The 20,413-nt window shown below is 70.5% G+C and carries 11 protein-coding genes and 1 tRNA gene; 7 read left to right on the forward strand and 5 right to left on the reverse strand.

Going from position 1 to position 20,413, the window contains the following annotated elements:
• Together ABZ319_RS27065 and ABZ319_RS27070 are read left to right on the forward strand one after the other, a co-directional pair.
• Window positions 1-1,629 (forward strand): biotin/lipoyl-containing protein (locus ABZ319_RS27065; protein WP_354989306.1); only part of this gene is annotated, 1,629 nt, incomplete at its 5' end.
• Window positions 1,630-1,757: 128 nt separating this feature from the next.
• A complete protein-coding gene (locus tag ABZ319_RS27070) occupies window positions 1,758-2,846 on the forward strand; it encodes an NAD(P)-dependent alcohol dehydrogenase (RefSeq protein WP_354989307.1) in 1,089 nt (362 codons plus the stop codon).
• A 101-nt stretch (window positions 2,847-2,947) separates the two neighbouring features.
• Here the strand turns inward: ABZ319_RS27070 and ABZ319_RS27075 are convergent, their stop codons facing one another.
• Window positions 2,948-3,757, reverse strand: coding sequence for a DUF1460 domain-containing protein (locus tag ABZ319_RS27075; protein ID WP_354989308.1), 810 nt, complete (start codon window positions 3,755-3,757; stop codon window positions 2,948-2,950).
• A gap of 264 nt (window positions 3,758-4,021) precedes the next feature.
• Between ABZ319_RS27075 and ABZ319_RS27080 the strand changes: the two genes are divergently transcribed.
• On the forward strand, window positions 4,022-5,092 hold the full coding sequence (locus ABZ319_RS27080) for an alpha/beta hydrolase family protein (RefSeq protein ID WP_354989309.1): 1,071 nt from the start codon (window positions 4,022-4,024) through the stop codon (window positions 5,090-5,092).
• Between the two features lie 49 nt (window positions 5,093-5,141).
• Here the strand turns inward: ABZ319_RS27080 and ABZ319_RS27085 are convergent, their stop codons facing one another.
• Window positions 5,142-5,954, reverse strand: a complete 813-nt coding sequence (locus tag ABZ319_RS27085) for a class I SAM-dependent methyltransferase (protein WP_354989310.1) — start codon at window positions 5,952-5,954, stop codon at window positions 5,142-5,144.
• A 145-nt stretch (window positions 5,955-6,099) separates the two neighbouring features.
• Here ABZ319_RS27085 and ABZ319_RS27090 point away from each other — a divergent pair, with 145 nt between their 5' ends.
• The 3 genes from ABZ319_RS27090 to ABZ319_RS27100 all read left to right on the forward strand — a co-directional run bounded on the left by ABZ319_RS27090 (window position 6,100) and on the right by ABZ319_RS27100 (window position 7,834).
• Window positions 6,100-6,390, forward strand: coding sequence for a hypothetical protein (locus tag ABZ319_RS27090; protein ID WP_354989311.1), 291 nt, complete (start codon window positions 6,100-6,102; stop codon window positions 6,388-6,390).
• A 195-nt stretch (window positions 6,391-6,585) separates the two neighbouring features.
• Window positions 6,586-7,194 (forward strand): TetR/AcrR family transcriptional regulator, encoded by a 609-nt coding sequence (locus tag ABZ319_RS27095; RefSeq protein ID WP_354989312.1) that lies wholly within the window; start codon window positions 6,586-6,588, stop codon window positions 7,192-7,194.
• 19 nt (window positions 7,195-7,213) lie between these two features.
• On the forward strand, window positions 7,214-7,834 hold the full coding sequence (locus ABZ319_RS27100) for a TetR/AcrR family transcriptional regulator (RefSeq protein WP_354989313.1): 621 nt from the start codon (window positions 7,214-7,216) through the stop codon (window positions 7,832-7,834).
• 29 nt (window positions 7,835-7,863) lie between these two features.
• Here ABZ319_RS27100 and ABZ319_RS27105 read toward each other — a convergent pair whose 3' ends face one another.
• The 3 genes from ABZ319_RS27105 to ABZ319_RS27115 all read right to left on the reverse strand — a co-directional run bounded on the left by ABZ319_RS27105 (window position 7,864) and on the right by ABZ319_RS27115 (window position 10,642).
• Window positions 7,864-8,814: an alpha/beta hydrolase gene (locus tag ABZ319_RS27105; protein WP_354989314.1), complete on the reverse strand. Its 951-nt coding sequence runs from the start codon at window positions 8,812-8,814 to the stop codon at window positions 7,864-7,866.
• A gap of 308 nt (window positions 8,815-9,122) precedes the next feature.
• Window positions 9,123-10,286, reverse strand: a complete 1,164-nt coding sequence (locus tag ABZ319_RS27110; protein ID WP_354989315.1) for an esterase-like activity of phytase family protein — start codon at window positions 10,284-10,286, stop codon at window positions 9,123-9,125.
• A gap of 274 nt (window positions 10,287-10,560) precedes the next feature.
• A tRNA-Leu gene (locus ABZ319_RS27115) sits at window positions 10,561-10,642 on the reverse strand.
• Window positions 10,643-11,031: 389 nt separating this feature from the next.
• Between ABZ319_RS27115 and ABZ319_RS27120 the strand changes: the two genes are divergently transcribed.
• Complete coding sequence (locus ABZ319_RS27120; protein WP_354989316.1) at window positions 11,032-20,361, forward strand: fatty acid synthase subunit beta domain-containing protein; 9,330 nt, start codon at window positions 11,032-11,034, stop codon at window positions 20,359-20,361.
• The last annotated feature ends 52 nt before the right edge of the window (window positions 20,362-20,413 follow it).

The following is a 20,413-nucleotide window of genomic DNA, read 5'->3' on the forward strand; positions in this document are numbered from 1 at the left end:
TTGGCCGCGCTGCGCGAGGCCGTACCGAACATCAACCTGCAGATGCTGCTGCGCGGGCGCAACACCGTCGGATACACCCCGTACCCCGAAAAGGTAACGCGCGCATTTGTTTCCGAGGCCGCGGCGACCGGTATCGACATCTTCCGCATCTTCGACGCCCTCAACAACGTGGATCAGATGCGCCCCGCGATCGACGCGGTCCGCGAAACCGGCACCACGCTGGCCGAAGTCGCGCTCTCGTACACCGGGGACCTGTCGAACCCGGACGAGGATCTGTACACCCTCGACTACTACCTGAAGCTGGCCGAGCAGATCGTGGAAGCCGGTGCGCACGTCATCGGCATCAAGGACATGGCCGGGCTGCTGCGCGCGCCCGCCGCGACCACTTTGGTGACCGCGCTGCGCCGCGAATTCGATCTGCCCGTGCACGTGCACACCCACGACACCCCCGGCGGCCAGCTCGCGACCTACCTCGCCGCCTGGCAGGCCGGAGCCGACGCGGTCGACGGCGCGTCCGCGCCCATGGCGGGAACCACCAGCCAGCCCGCGCTGTCGGCGATCGTCGCCGCGACGGCGAACTCCCCGCACGACACCGGGTTGAACCTGCAGAACGTGTGCGACCTCGAGCCGTACTGGGAAGCACTGCGAAAGGTATACGCGCCTTTCGAATCCGGGCTCCCGGGTCCGACGGGGCGCGTGTACACCCACGAGATTCCCGGTGGTCAGCTCTCGAATCTGCGTCAGCAGGCCATCGCGCTGGGTCTGGGTGATCAGTTCGAGGAGGTCGAGGCGAAATACGCTGCCGCGGACAGGCTGCTGGGCCGGCTGGTCAAGGTCACCCCGTCCTCGAAGGTCGTCGGCGACCTCGCCCTCGCCCTCGTCGGCAAGAACGTCGAGATCGACGACTTCGCCGCGGACCCGGCGCGTTTCGACGTCCCCGACTCGGTGATCGGTTTCCTGCGCGGGGAACTCGGCACCCCGGCGGGCGGCTGGCCCGAACCTTTCCGCAGCCGAGCCTTGGCCGGGCGCGGCGCGGCCAAGCCGGAAACCCCGCTCACCGCCGAGGACGAGGCGGGTCTGAACGGCAGCTCCGAAGAGCGCCGCGCCACGCTCAACAACCTGCTGTTCCCCGGACCGACCGCCAGGTTCCGCGCGCACCGTGAGAAGTACGGCGACATCTCCGCCCTGTCCGCCAACCAGTTCTTCTACGGTCTGCGCCACGACGAGGAGCACCGCGTCCAGCTCGACAAGGGCGTCACCCTCCTGATCAACCTCGAAGCCGTCTCCGAGCCCGACGACCGCGGCATGCGCACCGTCGTCTGCCTCCTCAACGGTCAGCTCCGCCAGGTCCAGGTCCGCGACCGCTCCCTCGCCCAGCAGGTTCCCCTCGCCGAGAAGGCCGACCCCGCCGACCCGGCCCAGCTGGCCGCGCCCTTCTCCGGAGTGGTGACCGTCGCGGTGTCCCAGGGCGACCGCGTCGAGGCCGGCGACACCGTGGCCACCATCGAGGCCATGAAGATGGAGGCCGCGATCACCGCACCCCGCGCGGGCGTGGTCGATCGCGTGGCGATCGGCAGGGGCCGGCAGGTCGACGGCGGCGACCTGTTGCTGGTGCTTTCGGGGAGCTGACCGAGCAGCTGTCAAGGCATGTGTCCACCAACTGAAACAGGTTCTAGAAATACTTGCTTCGGTCGCCTAGGGTGCAGGTGAATCGGCGTGAGAGTCGCTTCGCCGACCTTGGGAAGGGAAGTGTCCCGGTGGACATCACAGCCGCGGTTGCGCGTGGGGCGCAGGCCCCGCTCGGGCTCGAAGCCATCACCCTCGAGGAGCCCCGCGCCGACGAGGTGCTGGTGCGGATCGTCGCGAGCGGGGTATGCCATACGGACCTGGTGACCAAGAGCGTGTTCCCGGCGGAGCTGCCGATCGTGCTCGGGCACGAGGGGTCCGGCATCGTCGAGCAGGTCGGCTCGGACGTCGACGACGTCAAGGTCGGCGATCACGTGCTGCTGACCTACAGCAGCTGCGGGGACTGCGGGCAGTGCGCGGCCGGCGTGCCGTCCTACTGCGAGAACTTCGTGGTGCGCAACACCTCGGGCGGCCGCTCCGACTTCACCTCACCGCTGAGCCAGGACGGCGAGCGGGTGATGGGCGTGTTCTTCGGGCAGTCCAGCTTCGCGACCCACGCGCTGGTCTCGCGGCGCAGCGTGGTCGTGGTGGACGACGACGTCGATCTCGTCGCCAGCTCCCCGTTCGGCTGCGGTGTGCAGACCGGCGCGGGCGCGGTCGCCAACGTCATGCGGCCTGCGGCCCATGAGTCCATCGTGATCTTCGGGGTCGGCGGAGTCGGCATGTCCGCGCTGCTGGCCGCGCGGGCGCTCGGGGTCGAGAACGTGGTCGCGGTCGATCTGTCGGCCGAAAGGCTCACCCTGGCAAAGGAACTCGGAGCGGCGGCGACCATCGACGGCGCGGCCGAGGACGTCGTGGCCCAGATCCAGGCGGCGACCGGCGGCGGCGCGAACTTCGCCCTGGACACCACCGCGGCCAACCCGGTCATCGCCAAGGCGCTGCTGGCGCTGGCCCCGCGCGGCACCCTCGTGCTGGTCGGGCTGGGCGAGGCCACCATGGACTTCGAGATCGGTCATCTCATCGGCAACGGCAAGGCCGTGCGCGGCTGCATCGAAGGCAGCTGTGACCCGCAGGAATTCATCCCGCAGCTGATCGAATGGCATCGGGCGGGCAAGTTCCCGATCGAGAAGATCTCCCGGCGCTACGCGTTCGACGAGATCAACACCGCCCTGCACGACGCCCACGCGGGTACGACCATCAAGCCCATCCTGGTGCTGTGAACCGCATGCACCCGGCGTGATCGCCGGGCACGAGATGGATCGAGGGCCGCACCGGATACCGGTGCGGCCCTCGATCGCTCATCGACGACGCGGGTGAGCGATCACTGCGGGCGCAGGACCACCAGGCCCGGGGTGGTGCCGACGTACTCGGCGAACGGGGTGTCCACCACCTGGTACGCGGCCAGTGAACTGGCGTTGCGGAAGACCGGGCCGTTCGGCGTCCGCACGAAAATGCCCACGTGCGTGACATCGAGGCCCGGCAGATCCGCGTAGGCCGCGACGTAATCGCCGGTGCGCAGCTGCGAGACGACCGCCTCGTTCACCGCGCCCGCCGGGATGTAGGTGATCGCGCGATCCACCGCGGGCAGCCCGGGCAGGTAGGAACTGCCGTCGCCCTTGATGTTCAGCCGCTTCGGCACGCTGACCGCGGCGGGGGAGAGCGTCCCGGTGATGTCCGCGGCCGCGGTCCGGGGCGCGTTCGCCCAGTCGGTGAAGAAGTGCTTGCGCTTGGTGAACGCGACTTCGCCGCCGGTGTACCGGGTTTCGACCAGGTTCGCGACGAACTCCGCGCGGGTGGTCGACCGCGTGAGGGCCTCGACGTAGTCGAGGAAGGTGAAGCAGTCCACCCGGCGCAGGTCGACGATCAGCTCTTCGGGCCGGTCCGCGGCGCCGACGAGCATGTTCGCCCCGTACGGCGTGCCGAGGAAGTGGGCCGACAGCAACTCGATCAGCTCGCCCTTGCCGATGCCCGCGGGCGCGGCGCGGCGCACGGCCAGCAATTGGTCGATCTCGCCCGCGCTGACGTCGTCGATGACGGGATCCGCCGGGACGGCGACCGCCGCGGGACTCAGCAGCCCGGCGCCCCCGGCCAGCATCAGCACGACGAGCAGAATGCGAGCGATGACGCGCAAATCGCCTCCACGGAAGGGCCGAGCGGTGAACAGATGCCCTCCACCGTAACCCGCGAGCGGCCGCCGCAGGGTAGTAAGACTCCGCCGGAGCAGAACAACCCCCGCTGTCAGGATTTGGAAACCTGCCGTTTATCAACGGCTGCCAGACTTCACACACCCATACCCGCCGAATCTGTCGTAGGGTGCGGGCGTCGTTACAGCTAATCGGAAGTTGAACGCCGCTGTGTGCCCCAGGCAGCGGTGCGGAAGAAGTAGGCCCAGCAGGTGTTTTCTCGCTCGACCACGCGCGCCGCGGCTGCGCTGATTGCCGCAGGCATTCTCACCGTCCTCCTGCCGTCGGCCCCCTGTACCGCCGCACCGGAACCGAGCGAGCCGGGCGCCCGGCCCGGCGTGGCGGCCGCGCCGCCCGGCGCCGTGGTCGCACCCGACGGGTCGTACATCGTGCGCTCGCGGGTCGACGAGGACAGGCACCTGGAGTTCACCGTCTACTCGGTGGCGATGGATTCGGAACTCACCGTCGAGGTGCAGCGCCCGGCCGACACCTCCGCGCCGCGCCCGATCCTGTACCTGCTCAACGGCGGCAGCGGCGGCATCGGCATCGGCACCTGGGATCACCAGACCCGCGCGGAGGAATTCCTGGCGGACAAGGGCGTCAACGTGGTTCAGCCGATCGGCGGCGCGGGGTCGTACTACACCGATTGGCGCTCGCCCGATCCGCGCCTGGGCGTGGTCAAGTGGAAGACCTACCTGACCGAGGAACTGCCGCCGCTGATGGACGCGGCCCTGGGCTCGAACGGCGTCAATGCCATTGCGGGCGTGTCGATGTCGGGCACCTCGGTGCTGCAGTTGCCGATCGCCAAGCCCGGCCTGTACAGCGCCGTGGCGGCCTACAGCGGGTGCGCCCGCATCTCCGATCCCATCGGCCAGGCGTTCGTCCGGCTCACCGTCGGCTACAGCGGCAGCGACGCGGCGAACATGTACGGCGGCTCGGAGGATCCGCACTGGGCCACCAACGATCCGTACCTCAACGCGGAGGGGCTGCGCGGCATCGAGCTCTACCTCTCCAGCGGCAACGGCCTGCCCGGCCCCTACGACAAGGTCGGCGACCGCCGCATGGTCGGCACGGGCGTGGGCGCGCTGGCGAATCAGCTGCTGGTGGGCGGCATCATCGAGGCCGCCACCGATCAGTGCACCCGGAGCATGGGCGCCCGCCTGGAGGAGCTCGGCATCGCGGCCACGGTCGTGCTGCGGCCCTACGGAACCCACTCCTGGGGCTACTGGGACGACGAGCTGGTCGCGTCCTGGCCGGTGCTCGCGCGCGGACTCGGCGTCTAGCCGGGGACCGTGCCCGCCCCGAGTGTCGGGGCCGGGCGCGGGTCCGTGCTCAGGCCGGGTCGGTGGTGAAGAGGTTGAGCTTGTAGGTCGTGACCGGCGGCGCCCAGCCGAAGAGCTTGGCGATGGCGCGGTATTTGAACGGCCATTCTCGGGCCACGGCCGGTTGCGGCTGAGCGAAGGTGCGCGATTCGCGCAGGCGCAGGCCGTGTACTTCCAGCGTGGCCGGATCGTCGCAGATCCACTGCATGCGCGCGCTGACCGCCTGGAAGACCGGGTTGCGGTCCTGGCTCTTCATCATGAGCTGCCCGCCGGTGTCGAAAGCCAGTGGGGTGTCCGGGAATCGGGTGGCCAGCTGCCGCAGCACCGCGTGCACGCGCTCGGCGGGGAAGTAGAGCATGACGGCCTCACTGAGCAGGAACAGCGGACCGGGGCGTTCGGTGACCCGCTCGAACCAGTCGGTGTCGAACAGCGAACCGGAAATCATGGTGTAGCGGTCGCCGTCCTGGAAGAACCTGCGGCGCAGGGCCATGGTGTCCTCGACATCGAGGTCGAACCAGCGCAGGCGGCCGTTGTCCAGGCGGTCGAATCGGGTCGAGAGGCCGCAGCCGAGATCGACCACGGTGCCCTCGGGATGCTCGCGCAGGAAGCCGCGCACGTATTCGTCGAAGATGGCGGCGCGCAGTACCGACCCCGACAGGGACGGACCGCGGAATTTCGTGAAGTCGTAGTCGATGGCCTCGACGAGCTCGATCGCCCGCCGGTCGTTCAGGACGCTCGGCTGTCGCCGCGCGTCCTCGGCGCGGCCGTACAGCGGAATCAACAGTGTTTCCTGGATCGCACCCAGCGATACCGATTCACCCATGACCGCAGCCTAATTAAGGCTGCCCTTACCTGCCAGGGGTTTTCGTGGCGCCGGATTTCGCCCCGGCGATTCGATCGCGGCCGCCCGGGTAGTGCTGGGGCTAGAGGCAGTCGGAGCGCGCGAACGCGTGCGCAGGAGGTGTGACATGACAGAGAGCCGGACATCGGGAATGCGGTTGCGCCGGACCCCGCGCAAACACGCGGGTGAGGGCATCGAAGACGGCGTCAATGTGCTGGGGATCCTGCTCTTCGGGCTGGGCATCGTGGCCGTGGGTATGGCGCTGGTCGCGGGCGGGTACGGATTCGGCGGCTGGGCGCTGGTCGCCGGGGTGGCGGCGGCCGTGCTGTTCGTCGCCGGCGGGGTCGTGCTGCTGCTGGAGTGGCGGCGGCGGCATCCGCGGGGTGGGGTGAACGAGCCTGTCCGGCAGGGGCATTGAGCCCACTTTCGCGTGCGGTCGCCCGGCCGATGACCGATCGCCGGGCGGCGCCGGGCCCGCCGGTGTGACCGGCGACCGGGCCCCGGCTTGATAGCGTAAATATCGACCGGTTGATCGTTTATTGACGGGCGGCCGCCCGCGGGGCGGTGCGCCGCCCGGTTCGACCGCCCAGCGTGGGAGGAGTTACAGGTGGGGGTGACTCGCCGAACGCAAGCGGAGCGCCGGGCCGAGACGAGCGGACTGCTCATCGACGCGACCATTCTGACCATCCTCGAGGCCGGATACGTCGGGGTGACCGTCAAGGAGGTCTGCCGGCGCGCGGGGGTATCGCACGGCGGGCTCTTCGGGCGCTTCGACACCCTGGCAGACCTGGTGGCGGCCACCGCCGCGGAGGTCGGCCGCAGGCTCATGGAGGAGTTCATCGCGAAGATGGCGCAGCTGTCCGAACGGGGCGACGTGCACACGGTGCTGGCGCTGTGGCGCTCGGCCGCACGGGATCCGCTCAACACGGTCTGGCTGGAGCTGACGGTGGCCGCGCGCACGGATCCCGCACTACGGGAACGACTTTCGACGGCGCGAGCGGACTACGCGGCGGCCCTGCTGGCCAGCGGCAGCAAGATGTCCGCCCTGCGCGGGTTGAGCTCGGACCAGGTCTTCGTGCTCGGCTCGATGGTCGGGACGTTCTTCGACGGGGACGCCGTGCACCACGGGCCGTTCCCGCTGCCGGAGCTGGACGAGCCCCGGCTCGAGATCCTGGGTGCGATGCTCGGGCAATACCTGGACGGTGCGCGAACGCCGGAATGAACGGATTACCGTGGGAGGTATGACCGAGGTCCGGCGCCGGACGCCCACGCAGCGCAGGTCCCGCGAGACCGTGGAGATCGTGCTGGAAGCCGCCGCACAGATGTTCTCGCGCGAAGGACTCGCGGCGACGACCAATCGGATCGCGGAGCGCGCCGGCGTCTCGATCGGCACGCTCTACCAATACTTTCCGGACAAGCACGCGCTGTTGCGCGGGCTCGCCGAACGGCATCTGCGGGAAGGCGCGGCCCGGCTGGAGGTCGTCTTCGCCGAATTGCGCCGCACCGAGCCATCTTTCGAGCAGACCGTGCGGACGATCCTGGACACCGTCGTCGAGTTGCACCGTGATCGGCCGGTCCTGCACGCGCTCATGCACCGGGTCGCCCCTCGCGACATGGTGGAACTGGCCGAGCTGCGCGCGTTCGAGGAACACCTCGCCGACGAGGTCGCCCATCACCTCACGCGCTGCGGGCGCGGCGGCACCGACCCGGCGCTGACCGCCCGGACCATGGTGCACGGGCTCGACACCCACCTGCACCGCGTTCTGATCCACCGTTCCGTGGACACCGACCAGCTCCTGGACCTGGTGTACCGGCTGATCGGTGACCCGCGCCCGGCGCACCGGGTCCGACGGGCCGAGTGACGGGCGCGCCGATGGGCCGGGCGTTCCGGCTACTCGATCGTCCGTGCTGAACCCGGGGCGGGTGCGCCGGTCGAGCGCGCCGCCGTGAGTACCCCGCGCAGGGCATCGGCCAGCTGATCGATGCCGGGCTCTTCGACGGGGAAGTGCCCGCACCCTTCCAGGAGGACGAGTTCGGCAGGCGCACCGAGCCTTTCGAGGAAGCGAACGCTCAGCTCCGGCGGCGTCCAGCGATCCTCGGCGGGATGTACAAGGGTGACAGGGGTTTTCGGGAACAGCTCCGGTGCGGTGTGGCGGTATCGGAGGAAGCTCGACAGGAATCCCAGTGGCACCCGCACCCCGCCGCCGCGCGGATCGTGTGCGCACAGCCGCGAGAGGGCGGGGTCCGGGCTCATGTTGCGCATGTCGACCAGCCACCGGATCGGGACCCGCACCCCGCCCAGCACCGGTTCCACCGCACCCAGCAGCGCGGGCGCGAACGGGCCGGTGAACGACCAGCGCGCGGCGGCCCGCCGGGCGTCCGGGTCCGCGGGATCGAGCAGGCAGGTCGCCACGACGTGCGCCACCATGCCGGTCCGGGCCGCAACCTCGTAGGCGAGCATGCCGCCCATACTCGCCCCGAACACCACCAGCGGTCGCGGATCGGATACCGCCTGCTCCCTGACGAATTCGCACAGCAGCTCGACCCAGTCGCCGTACCGCACCGCTCGTGGCCGCGGCTCGACCGTGTCTCCGTACAGCGGGAGGTCGATGGCGAGGACCTCCGCGCCCGCCGGCCCCGCCTGCGCGGCCAGCGGCCACAGCAGTCCCGCGTGCCCGCCCCCGCCGTGGATCGCGAGCACCCGCACCGGCGCCTGCGGGTCGACCGTCCGCGCGATGTGCACCCGGCGGCCCCGCCACTCCCACCACGTCGACACCGGTTCGGTGAACGGCTCCGGCACATGCTGGGCCGGAATGAATCTCAGATACTCGCGATACTCCATGCCCCCAGCGTCATGCCGGTCGCACGCGGTGACAACTCGCGTTCACCGTCCGGAAATGGGGTCTGGAAATAGCTATCTACCTGTGGATACGGTGCACTCCCGCGCGGGGCCGCACCCGTTGCTCAGGTTCGGCTTGCGCGTCCCCCCGGACCAGTGCGGCATCTGGGCTTCGTGGTGCCGAACGTGGGGTCCGGACCCGTCCTGTGCGCCGCCATCGCCGACGCCGTCGAAGCGGCGGATGGCGTCGTCGGGGAAGCGGGTGGTGACGGTGGTGTGGGCGATGAGGGCGAGGTCGGTGCCGACCGCGCTCAGCTGCCGCTGCTGATGCCGTCACCGCTGCCACTGCCGGTACCGCCGCCGTCGACCGCGAGCAGATGGAACGCGGTCTTGCCCGCCAGCCCGAAGTTGTTGTCCGACACCAGGATCAGCGAGCGTGCGCCACCGCGCAGCGCCGGGCCCCAGGTCATGCCCTCGGCGCACTGCGGATCGATCCCGTTCGCGGTGAAATCGAACAGCAGCTTCTTGCCCATGGGGCGGGCGGTCGCGGGTGCGACCGCCATGCCGGTCACCGGATCCGCACCGGCGAAAGAGGTTTCGTAGATGCGGGCGGTGAATCCGGTGCGCGGGTCGTAGCCGCGTTCCAGGGTCAGGAACCGGCCCGCGTCGATCGGGAGGATCTCCGCGACGCCGGCGGCGGACGGTATCGCACCGGGCGCTACCCGATCGGTCGGATAGATGTATTCGGCGAGATCCGCTCCGGTGCCGATCTGGATCTGCACCAGCCGGGCTCGGCTCTCCGCGTCGGTCCCGGCGGCCGGGCCGTCCTGCACGAGCGCGTTCTCGCTGACCGCGATCAGCGCGGTGTTGTCGAACGACGGTGCCATGGCCTCGAATCCGAGATTGTCGCGAATGCCCGCGACCGGGACGCCCGCATCGTCCAGTTCCGGGGTGAACGCGGCCGGGACGGGCAGGTCGCGCACGTAGGACCCGTCCATGGCGGCCTGCCGCAGGAAACCCGGGCGACCGGTCTTGGCCTCGCCCTCGCTGGTGTAGTAGAAGCCCTGTTGTGTCGGCAGCCAGCGAATGGACTCGGTGTCCGCCGCGCGCGGCGCATACGGCTGACCGTCGATGTCGCGCAACCGAATCAGTGTGTCGAAGCGCGGATCACCCAGCTTGCCGTCCGCGCCGATCGGCAGATCCAGCGTGTAGGCCCGGACGGGACCCTGCTCACCGCGGTTGTCGCTGATCGCGAGGTAGCTTCGCGCGGCGGCGTTGTAGTCGATGCCGGACAGCCCGCCGACCTTGAAGCCGTCGAAGCTCAGCTCGTCCGGCAGTGTCACCGAATTGACGTAGCGCAGGCCGAGGCCGCCGAGGTCGGCGTGCGCGGGCGCGGGTTCGGCGATCGGGGTGATCGCGAGCCCGAGGCCGGCGGCGGCCGCGAGCAGAACGGTACTGGGTCGGGAGAACGTCATCGTCCGAGAGCCTTTGCGGATAGGGGCACTGTGCGCCGTCAGCGTGACCACCGTCCGGCCCGCCTGCCAGATCCCGTCCCGCTCAACGACTTCGCGTCGGGATTACCCCGGCGGGCCGCCGCCCGCGTGACATGATGCCGCCTCGTTCGCGGGGACCGGACCCGCGAATAGCGTTTGCCCGATAGTTACTGTCGCGCTGGGGAACTCCCTGGCAACCTGCTGAAACGGAAAATCCCGGCACCGCCGGGGTGGGCGGTTTGCCGGGATCTTGAAGTGCGCGAGGCGGGACTTGAACCCGCACGTCCGTGGACACCAGAACCTAAATCTGGCGCGTATGCCAATTTCGCCACTCGCGCTAACGGTACGACCGTCCAAACTCTACCGGGCTGAACGGGGAACCAGAAGCACCGGGCGGGCGTGGCGTACTGGTCGGTAACCCTACCTGGGCTTATAACGATTTGGTAACCGCCAATATGAGGAAGCCTCACATTTCCTTCACTCATGTAACCGGCCTCACCAGCGCCTTCAAACATGAGGGAGGGTCATGTTTCTCAATCTTCTGGTACGTACGTACCGAAATACCCGGGAGTACGCCGGAGGGCCGCGACCAAACATGAGGAGATCCTCATGATTTTGTGGAATCCTCGCCATCTACCAGGGCCAGTAGGCCGGAGGAACACCTGCGCACCGTGAGCGCGGCCCAGTCCTGTGGGGGCGGGCCGCCAGGAGAAGGAAGTCGAACGTCTTGACGATCAACGAGAGCACCGGAACCGGATCCAAGGCCAGGCTGGCGGGGAAGAGTCGGGAAAGCGGAGTCAGGTCGTCACTGCTCGATCGGTTGCTGGCGGGCGCGCCGTACGCGCTGGCCTTCGGTGGCCAGGGCGCCGCGTGGCTCAGTGAACTGGAGGAGATCGGGCGCGATTCCGCGCTCGAACCCGAGCTGACCTCGCTCGTCAACGAAGCCGCGCAGGCGCTGGAACCCGTTGCGGCGCAGCTGCTGGTGGTCCGGCCGGTCGGTTTCGACCCGGTTGCCTGGATGCTCGAGGAAGACCTCGCGGACCCGGACCAGGGGGAGGTGTCGGCGGCGCCCACAGCGCAGGTGCTGCGCTCCGCCGCGGTCTCCATGCCCGGTGTGTTCCTCACCCAGATCGCGGCCCTGCGCGCGCTGCGCCTGCAGGGCCTGGACATCGTCACCCGGCCCCCGGCCGCGGTCATCGGCCACTCGCAGGGCCGGATCGCCGCCACCGCCGCCGAGGCGCACGGGCACCGCGACGCCGAACTGCTCGCCGTCGCCCAGCTGATCGGCGCCGCCGCGGGCCTGGTCGCCCGCCGGCGCGGCCTCATGCCGATCGGTGACCGCTCCCCGATGGTCGCGGTCTCCAACGTCGACCCCGAACAGCTGCAGGCCGTCGTCGACGAGCTCGCGCTCGGCGTGGACGAGTCCAAGGCCGCCGTGCTGTCCATCCGCAACGGCCGCCGGCGCGCGGTGCTCAGTGGCCCGGTCGCCCAACTCGACCGAGTCCGTCAGCGCTGCACCGAGATCCACGACGAGCAGGCCGCCGAGCGCGAGTCCAAGAAGCGCGGCGGCGCGGTCTTCGCCCCCGTCTTCGAGGACATCCCGGTCGAGGCCGCCTTCCACCACCCCGCCCTCGGCGAGACCGTCGATATCGTGCGCGGCTGGGCCGAGCAGTGCGGCCTGGACGCCGAGCTGGCCGCGGCCCTCACCCAGGAAGTCCTCGTCGATCCCATCGACTGGGTCACCATCGTCGACACCACCGTCGCCGACGGCGCGCAGTGGATCCTGGACCTGGGCCCCGGCGACCTGCTGACCCGCCTCACCGCCGGTTCGCTCAAGGGCACCGGCGTCGGCGTGGTCGCCGCCTCCACCCGCCCCGGCCAGCGCAGCCTGTTCACCCCCGGCGCGGCCCCCGAGGTCGCCCCCGCCTGGTCCGAGTTCGCGCCCAAGCCGGTGCGCCTGCCCAACGGCCGGGTCGTGGTCGAGACCGCCTTCACCCGCCTGACCGGCCGCTCGCCCATCCTGCTCGCGGGCATGACCCCGACCACGGTGGACGCCAAGATCGTTGCCGCCGCGGCCAACGCGGGCCACTGGGCCGAGCTCGCCGGCGGCGGTCAGGTCACCGAGCAGATCTTCGCCGACCGCGTCGCCGAGCTGAAGCAGCTGCTGCACCCGGGTCGCTCGGTCCAGTTCAACTCCCTGTTCCTGGATCCGTACCTGTGGAAGCTGCAGCTGGGCGGCAAGCGCCTGGTGCAGAAGTCCCGGGCCGCGGGCGCGCCGTTCGACGGCGTCATCGTCACCGCCGGCATCCCGGAGCTGGACGAGGCCGTCGCCCTGATCGAGGAGCTCAGCGAGGTCGGCATCACCCATGTCGCCTTCAAGCCCGGCACCGTCGCCCAGATCCGCGCCGTGCTGCGGATCGCCGACGCCGCACCGGATTACGCGGTCATCATGCACATCGAGGGTGGCAAGGCCGGTGGCCACCACTCCTGGGAAGACCTCGATGACCTGCTCATCGACACCTACGCCGAACTGCGCAGCCGCGCCAATGTGATCGTCTGCGTCGGCGGCGGCATCGGCACCCCCGAGCGCGCCACCGAATACCTCACCGGCGTCTGGTCGCAGGGCTACGGCTACCCGGTCATGCCGCTGGACGGCGTCCTGGTCGGCACCGCCGCCATGGCGACCCTCGAAGCCACCACCGCCCCCGAGGTCAAGCAGCTCCTGGTCGACACCCCCGGCACCCCGGACTGGGTCGGCGCGGGCACCGCCGAGGGCGGAATGGCCTCGGGCCGTAGCCAATTGGGCGCGGACATCCACGAGATCGACAACTCCGCCTCGCGCACCGGCCGCCTGCTCGACGAGGTCGCCGGCGACGCCGAGGCCGTGGCCGCCCGTCGCGACGAGATCATCACCGCCCTGAACGGCACCGCCAAGCCGTACTTCGGCGACGTCGCCACCATGACCTACACCGAATGGCTCGAGCGCTACGTCGAGCTGGCGGTCGGCCTGGACCGGCGCCGGGACTTCGACTGCGGCGGCGACTTCGCCGACGCCATCAACGACGCCACCGCCTCGGTCTGGCTGGACATCACCTGGCGCACCCGCTTCGCGGAGATGATGCGCCGCACCGAATCCCGGCTCAACCCGGCCGACCGCGGCGAGATCGAGACCCTCTTCGCCGACGACGCCGCCTTCGAGGAGCCGGTCCGCGCGCTGTGCACGCTGAAGGAGCGGTACCCGGCCGCCGCGGCGACCGTGCTGCACCCGGCGGACGTCCCGTTCTTCGTCACGCTCTGCAAGACCCCGGGCAAGCCGGTCAACTTCGTACCCGTCGTGGACGGCGACGTGCGCCGCTGGTGGCGCTCGGATTCGCTGTGGCAGGCCCATGATCCGCGCTACTCCGCCGATCAGGTCTGCGTCATTCCCGGCACCGTCGCCGTCGCGGGCATCACCCGCGTGGACGAGCCGGTCGGTGAACTGCTGGACCGCTTCGAGCAGGACGCCGCCTACTCCCTGGTCCGGGCGGGCGTCGTCCCGGCCGCGGTCGACGGCCGCCGCCGCGCCGACGTCACCGCGGGCGCCATCGACATCGTGCTGGCCGCCCCGGACGTGCAGTGGTCCGGCCGCACCACGGTCAACCCGATCCACCGCCTCGGCGACCTGAACGAATGGGTCACCACCGAGCAGGGCGCGAACCACCCGCCCACCGGGTCCACCCTGACCCCGGTCACCGGACCCGAATCCGACCACTCCTACGTCGAATTGGCGGTCCCGCTGCTCGGCCGGGATGCCGTCCGGATCCGCGTCACCGTCCCGGTCACCGTGTACAACGGCGGCGCGCCCGTCATCACCGAAGCCGATGCCGACGTCGCCATGTCGGCGCTGCTCGGCGTGGCCGCCGGGCAGTCCCTGCCCGAGGTCAAGGACGCCGACGGCGTCAAGGTCGCGCACCTGAACGTGGCCTGGAGCCCGGACCTGATCGCCGATCACGCCGGTGTCACCGGCTCCGGCCTGCCCGACGGCCTGAGCACCCTGGGCCGCACCGTGCCCGACGTGCTGGTCGGCGCGTGCTGGCCCGCGGTGTTCGCGGTGCTCGGCGCCACCCGCACCGCCGATGACCGCAGCGTCATCGAGGGCATGCTCGACCTCGTGCACCTGGATCATCAGATCCAGCTGAACGGTGAACTGCCTTCCGCCGCAAGCGTGCTCGCGGTCAAGGCCGAAGCCGGCGAGACCCTCGACACCGATATGGGCCGGGTCGTGGAGGTGCGCGTGCGCATCTCCGGCATGCTCGACAAGCCCGAGACCGGCATGTCCATGCCGACCGTGGCCACCCTCACCGAGCGCTTCGCCATCCGCGGCCGCACCGGGGCCAACGAACTCAGCGATCCGCCGCGCGCCGGCGGCGTGCTCTCGGAGCAGGCCAAGGACACCCCGCGCCGCCGCCGTCGCGACGTCACCCTGGTCGCCCCGCGCGCCATGGCCGCCTTCGCGCAGGTCTCCGGTGACTTCAACCCGATCCACACCAGTGACGCCGCCGCCAGGCTGGCCGGGCTGGGCAGCCCGATCGTGCACGGCATGTGGCTCTCGGCCGCCGCCCAGCACGCGGTCTCGGCCATCGACATCGCCGACAAGGTGCCCCCGCGCACACTGTCCGCCTGGACCACCCGCTTCCTGGGCATGGTCCGGCTGGGCGCGCAGATCGACGTGCGCGTGGAACGCGTCGCCATGGATCAGGGCGCGGAGGTCATCGAGGTCTCCTGCCGCATCGACGGCGATCTGGTCATGACCGCCACCGGTCGCGTCGCGCCGCCCAAGACCGTCTACGCCTTCCCGGGCCAGGGCATTCAGACCAAGGGGATGGGTCTGGACGCGCGCACCCGCTGCAAGGCCGCCAAGGCGGTCTGGGACGACGCCGACAAGCACACCCGCGAAGCCCTCGGCTTCTCGATTCTCGCCGTGGTCCGCGACAACCCGACCTACCTCAAGGCGCGGGGCGTGGAATACCGGCACCCGCAGGGCGTGCTGCACCTGACCCAGTTCACCCAGGTCGCCATGGCGACCCTCGGTGTCGCACAGGTCGCCGAACTCCGCGAGGCGGGCGTCTTCATCGAAGGCGCGATGCTGGCCGGCCACTCGGTCGGCGAGTACAACGCGCTCTCGGCCGTGGCCGGGGTGCTCCCGCTGCACGCCGTCCTCGAGGTGGTGTTCCAGCGCGGCTCGGCCATGCACGAGCTGGTTCCGCGTAATGCCCAGGGCCTGAGCGACTATCGGATGGCCGCCATCCGGCCCTCGCAGATCGGCGTCGCCGATCACGAGGTCGTCGACTTCATCACCGGCATCGGCGAAGCCTCCGGCGAGTTCCTCGAGGTCGTGAACCTCAACCTGCGCGGCGCCCAGTACGCCATCGCGGGCACGGTCGCCGGACTCGACGCCCTCGAAGCCGAGATCGAGCGGTTGCGCGCCATCACCGGCGGCAAGCGCGCCTACATCCTGATCCCGGGCATCGACGTGCCGTTCCACTCCACCGTGCTGCGCGCCGGCGTGCCCGACTTCCGCACCAAGCTGCAGGGCCTGCTGCCCGCGGACCTGCACCCGGAGGTGCTGGTGGGCCGCTACATCCCGAACCTGGTGCCGCGCCCGTTCAGCCTCGAGCGCGAATTCATCCGGGAGATCGCGGATCTGGTGCCGTCCGAGCCGCTCGCCGAGGTGCTCGCCGCGTGGGACGAGTGGGCCGCCAAGCCCATCGAACTGTGCCGCGTGGTGCTCGTCGAGCTGCTGGCCTGGCAGTTCGCCAGCCCCGTGCGCTGGATCGAGACCCAGGACCTGCTGTTCACCGACGTCGAGCACGGCGGCCTCGGCGTCGAGCGGTTCGTCGAGGTCGGCCTCGCCGCCACCCCGACCACCGCCAACCTGGCCTCCAATACCCTGAAGCTGCCCGGCTTCTCGAACACCGTGGTCGAGGTGCTCAACATCGAGCGCGAGTCCGGCATCGTCTACGCCACCGACACCGATCCGGCGCCGGTCGACGAGCCGGAGGAGACTCCCGCCGAGACAGCTTCCGCGGCAAGCGCTCCCGCCGCTGCCGCCCCGGCCGCCGCCCCGGTGTCCTCGGGCGGACCCCGCCCGGACGACATCGCCTTCGGCGCGGCCGACGCCACCCGCATCCTCATCGCGCTGTGGACCAAGCTGCGGCTGGACCAGATCGGCCCGGTGGACACCATCGAGGGCCTGTGCGACGGCGTCTCCTCACGACGCAACCAGCTGCTGGTCGACCTCGGCGCGGAACTCTCGCTCGGCGCCATCGACGGTGCCGCCGACGCCGACATGGGCGCGCTGTCCGCCACCGTCGAGCGCCTGGCCCGCACCTACAAGCCGTTCGGCTCGGTGCTGTCCGACGCCATCGGCGATCACCTGCGCAAGGTCTTCGGCCCGTCCGGCAAGCGGCCCGCCGCCATCGGCGAACGCGTCAAGAAGGTCTGGGACCTGGGTGACGGCTGGGCCAGCCACGTCACCGCCGAGGTCTCGCTCGGCACCCGCGAAGGCGCCAGCGTGCGCGGCGGGGACATGGGCGGGCTCGTCGCCGGCGGGCTCAACGACGGCGCCGCCGTGGACGCGGCCATCGACGCCGCGGTCCAGGCCGTGGCCGCGCGCCGCGGGATCGCGGTATCCATGCCGTCCGCCGGCGGCGGCGGGGGAGCGACGGTCGACGCCGCCGCCCTGGGCGAGTTCACCGAGCAGATCACCGGCAACACCGGCGTGCTCGCCACCACCGCCCGGGTCATCCTGGAGCAGCTCGGGCTGACCGAGCAGATCTCCGCCCCCGAAGCCTCCGACGACACCCTGGTCGATCTGGTCTCGGCCGAATTGGGCACGGACTGGCCGCGTCTGGTGGCACCGGCCTTCGACGCCCGCAAGGCACTGCTCATCGACGATCGCTGGGCCAGCGCCCGCGAGGATCTCGCGCGGCTGTGGCTGGGCGTGGACGCCGACGTCGCCGACCTGGATGTCGAGGGGTACCTCGGCGCCGGCGCTGCCGTTGCGACACAGGCCAACTGGTGGCGTGAGCGCGCCAAGAGCGAAGCCCGCTCGGTGCTGGCCGGGGTCTACGGCCGCATCGCCGACGCCGCCGTCGCCACCGAAGAGCCGGGCGTATGGTCCTCGGACATCGCCGTGATCACCGGCGCCAGCAAGGGTTCCATCGCCGCGGCCGCGGCCGGGCGCCTGCTGGCCGGTGGCGCGACGGTCATCGCCACCACCTCCTCGCTCAACGACGATCGCATCGGCTTCTACAAGAAGCTGTACCGCGAGCACGCCCGCAACGGCGCGACCCTGTGGGTCGTGCCCGCGAACATGGCGTCCTACAGCGATGTCGACGCGCTCATCGACTGGATCGGCAACGAGCAGGTCGACAACGCGGGCGGCGCGAAGGTGCTGGTCAAGGAGGCGATGATCCCGTCGCTGCTGCTGCCCTTCGCCGCGCCCCGCGTGGCCGGTGACCTTGCCGACGCCGGGGCCCGCGCCGAAATGGAGATGCGGGTTCTGCTCTGGTCGGTCGAACGCCTCATCGGCGGGCTGTCCAAGGTCGGCGCGGATCACAACGTGGACGCGAAACTGCATGTGGTGCTGCCGGGTTCGCCCAACCGCGGCATGTTCGGCGGTGACGGCGCGTACGGCGAGTCCAAGGCCGCGCTCGACGCCGTGGTCGCCAAGTGGCGCGCGGAGAAGTCCTGGGCCGAGCGGGTCACCCTGGTGCACGCGCTGATCGGCTGGGTGCGCGGCACCGGTCTCATGGGCGGCAACGACCCGCTGGTCGAGGCCGTGGAGAAGGCCGGCGTGCACACCTGGTCCACCGCGGAGATGGCCGACGAGCTGCTCAAGTGGTGCACCTCGCGCGCTCGCATCGTCACCGCGACCGGACCGCAGCAGATCGACCTGACCGGCGGGCTCGCGCGCGCCAAGCTGGATCTGCCCGCCCTGGCCAAGGAGGCCCGCGAGCAGGCCGAAGCCGTCGGCGCGGACGCCGAAGAGGCTGCCGCCGCGACCATTTCGGCGCTGCCCGCGCCGCCGACCATGACCTCCGCGCTGCCGGTCCCCGAATGGGGTTCGGTCACCGCCGATCTCGACGACATGGTCGTCATCGTCGGCGCGGGCGAGCTCGGGCCCTACGGTTCGGCGCGCACCCGCTTCGAGATGGAGGTCTCGGACCAGCTCTCGGCCGCGGGCGTGCTCGAGCTGGCCTGGACCACCGGCCTGGTCACCTGGGAGAACGATCCCAAGCCGGGCTGGTACGACACCGAATCCGGTGACTACGTCGCCGAATCCGAGCTGGCCGAGAAGTACCACGACACCGTGGTCGAGCGCTGCGGCGTGCGCCGCTACGGCGACGACGGCGCCATGATCGACAACACGGTGCCGCTGCTCACCTCGGTCTTCCTCGACAAGGACCTGACCTTCGTCGTGAACAGCGAGGCCGAGGCGCGGGCGTTCTACGCCTCCGGCCCCGAGCAGACGGTCATCACCCCCGTCGAGGGTTCGGGCGACTGGCAGGTGACCCGCAAGGCGGGCACCGAGATTCGCGTCCCGCGCAAGACCAAGCTCTCGCGCTTCGTCGGCGGCCAGATCCCCACCGGCTGGGATCCGACCCGCTTCGGCATCTCCGCCGACATGGCGGCCTCGGTCGACCGGGTGGCGCTGTGGAACATCGTCTGCACCGTGGACGCGTTCCTCGGCTCCGGCTTCAGCCCGGCCGAGCTCATGCAGTGGGTGCACCCGGCCATGGTCGCCAACACCCAGGGCACCGGCATGGGCGGCATGTCCTCGATGCGCTCGCTGTACATCGACAACCTGCTCGGTGAGCCGCGCGCCAACGACATCCTGCAGGAGGCGCTGCCCAACGTCGCTCTCGCACATGTGGTCCAGAGCTACGTCGGCTCCTACGGCGGCATGATCCACCCGGTCGCGGCCTGCGCCACGGCGGCGGTCTCGGTCGAGGAGGGCGCGGACAAGATCCGGCTCGGCAAGGCCGACCTGGTCGTGGCCGGCGGCTACGACGACCTCGGCATCGAGGGCATCGTTGGCTTCGGCGACATGTCCGCCACCGCGGACTCGGCCGTCATGTCCGCCAAGGGCATCAGCGACCGCTACTTCTCCCGGGCCAACGACCGCCGTCGCGGCGGCTTCGTCGAATCCCAGGGCGGCGGAACGGTATTGCTCGCCCGCGGCAGCGTCGCGCTGGAGATGGGCCTGCCCGTGCTCGGCGTCGTCGCCTACGCCCAGTCGTTCGCCGACGGCGTGCACACCTCCATCCCGGCCCCGGGCCTGGGTGCGCTGGGCGCCGGTCGTGGCGGGCCCGAGTCCAAGCTGGCCAAGGAACTCGCCAAGCTGGGTGTCGCGCCGGACGAGATCGCGGTGATCTCCAAGCACGACACCTCCACCGCGGCGAACGATCCCAACGAGTCCGAGCTGCACGAACGGCTGGCCACGGCCATCGGCCGCTCGGAAGGCGCTCCGCTGTTCGTGATTTCGCAGAAGACCCTCACCGGTCACGCGAAGGGCGGCGCGGCCGCGTTCCAGATGATCGGCCTGTGCCAGGTGCTCGAGCAGGGCGTCATCCCGCCCAACCGCAGCCTGGACTGCGTGGACGAGAAGATGCGCGCCTACCCGCACCTGGTGTGGGTGCGCGAGGCCATGGATCTGGGAGATCGCTTCCCGCTCAAGGCCGGTCTGGTCACCTCGCTCGGCTTCGGCCACGTCTCCGGCCTGGTCGCGATCGTGCACCCGCAGGCGTTCATCGAGGCGCTCGAGCCCGGCAAGCGCGAGGAGTACCAGCGCCGGGCCCAGGACCGTCAGCTCGCCGGCCGCCAGCGGATCACCGAGGCGATGTGCGGCGGCGCTCCCCTCTACGAGCGCCCCGCCGACCGCCGCCTCGGCGGCGACGGCACCCCCGCGAAACAGTCCCGCCAGCTCGAGGCCGACATGCTCCTGTCCCAGCAGGCCCGCCTGGGCAGCGACACAACCTATGTCGCAGTCCCCCCGGGACCGGCCTGCCGGTAGCGCCGCGGCCGTGTAGTACACGGCGCAACTGAGCTCACGACCAGCGGAGCCT

It is taken from the genome of Nocardia sp. NPDC005978 (assembly GCF_040614455.1).
In the GTDB taxonomy this organism is placed as follows: domain Bacteria; phylum Actinomycetota; class Actinomycetes; order Mycobacteriales; family Mycobacteriaceae; genus Nocardia.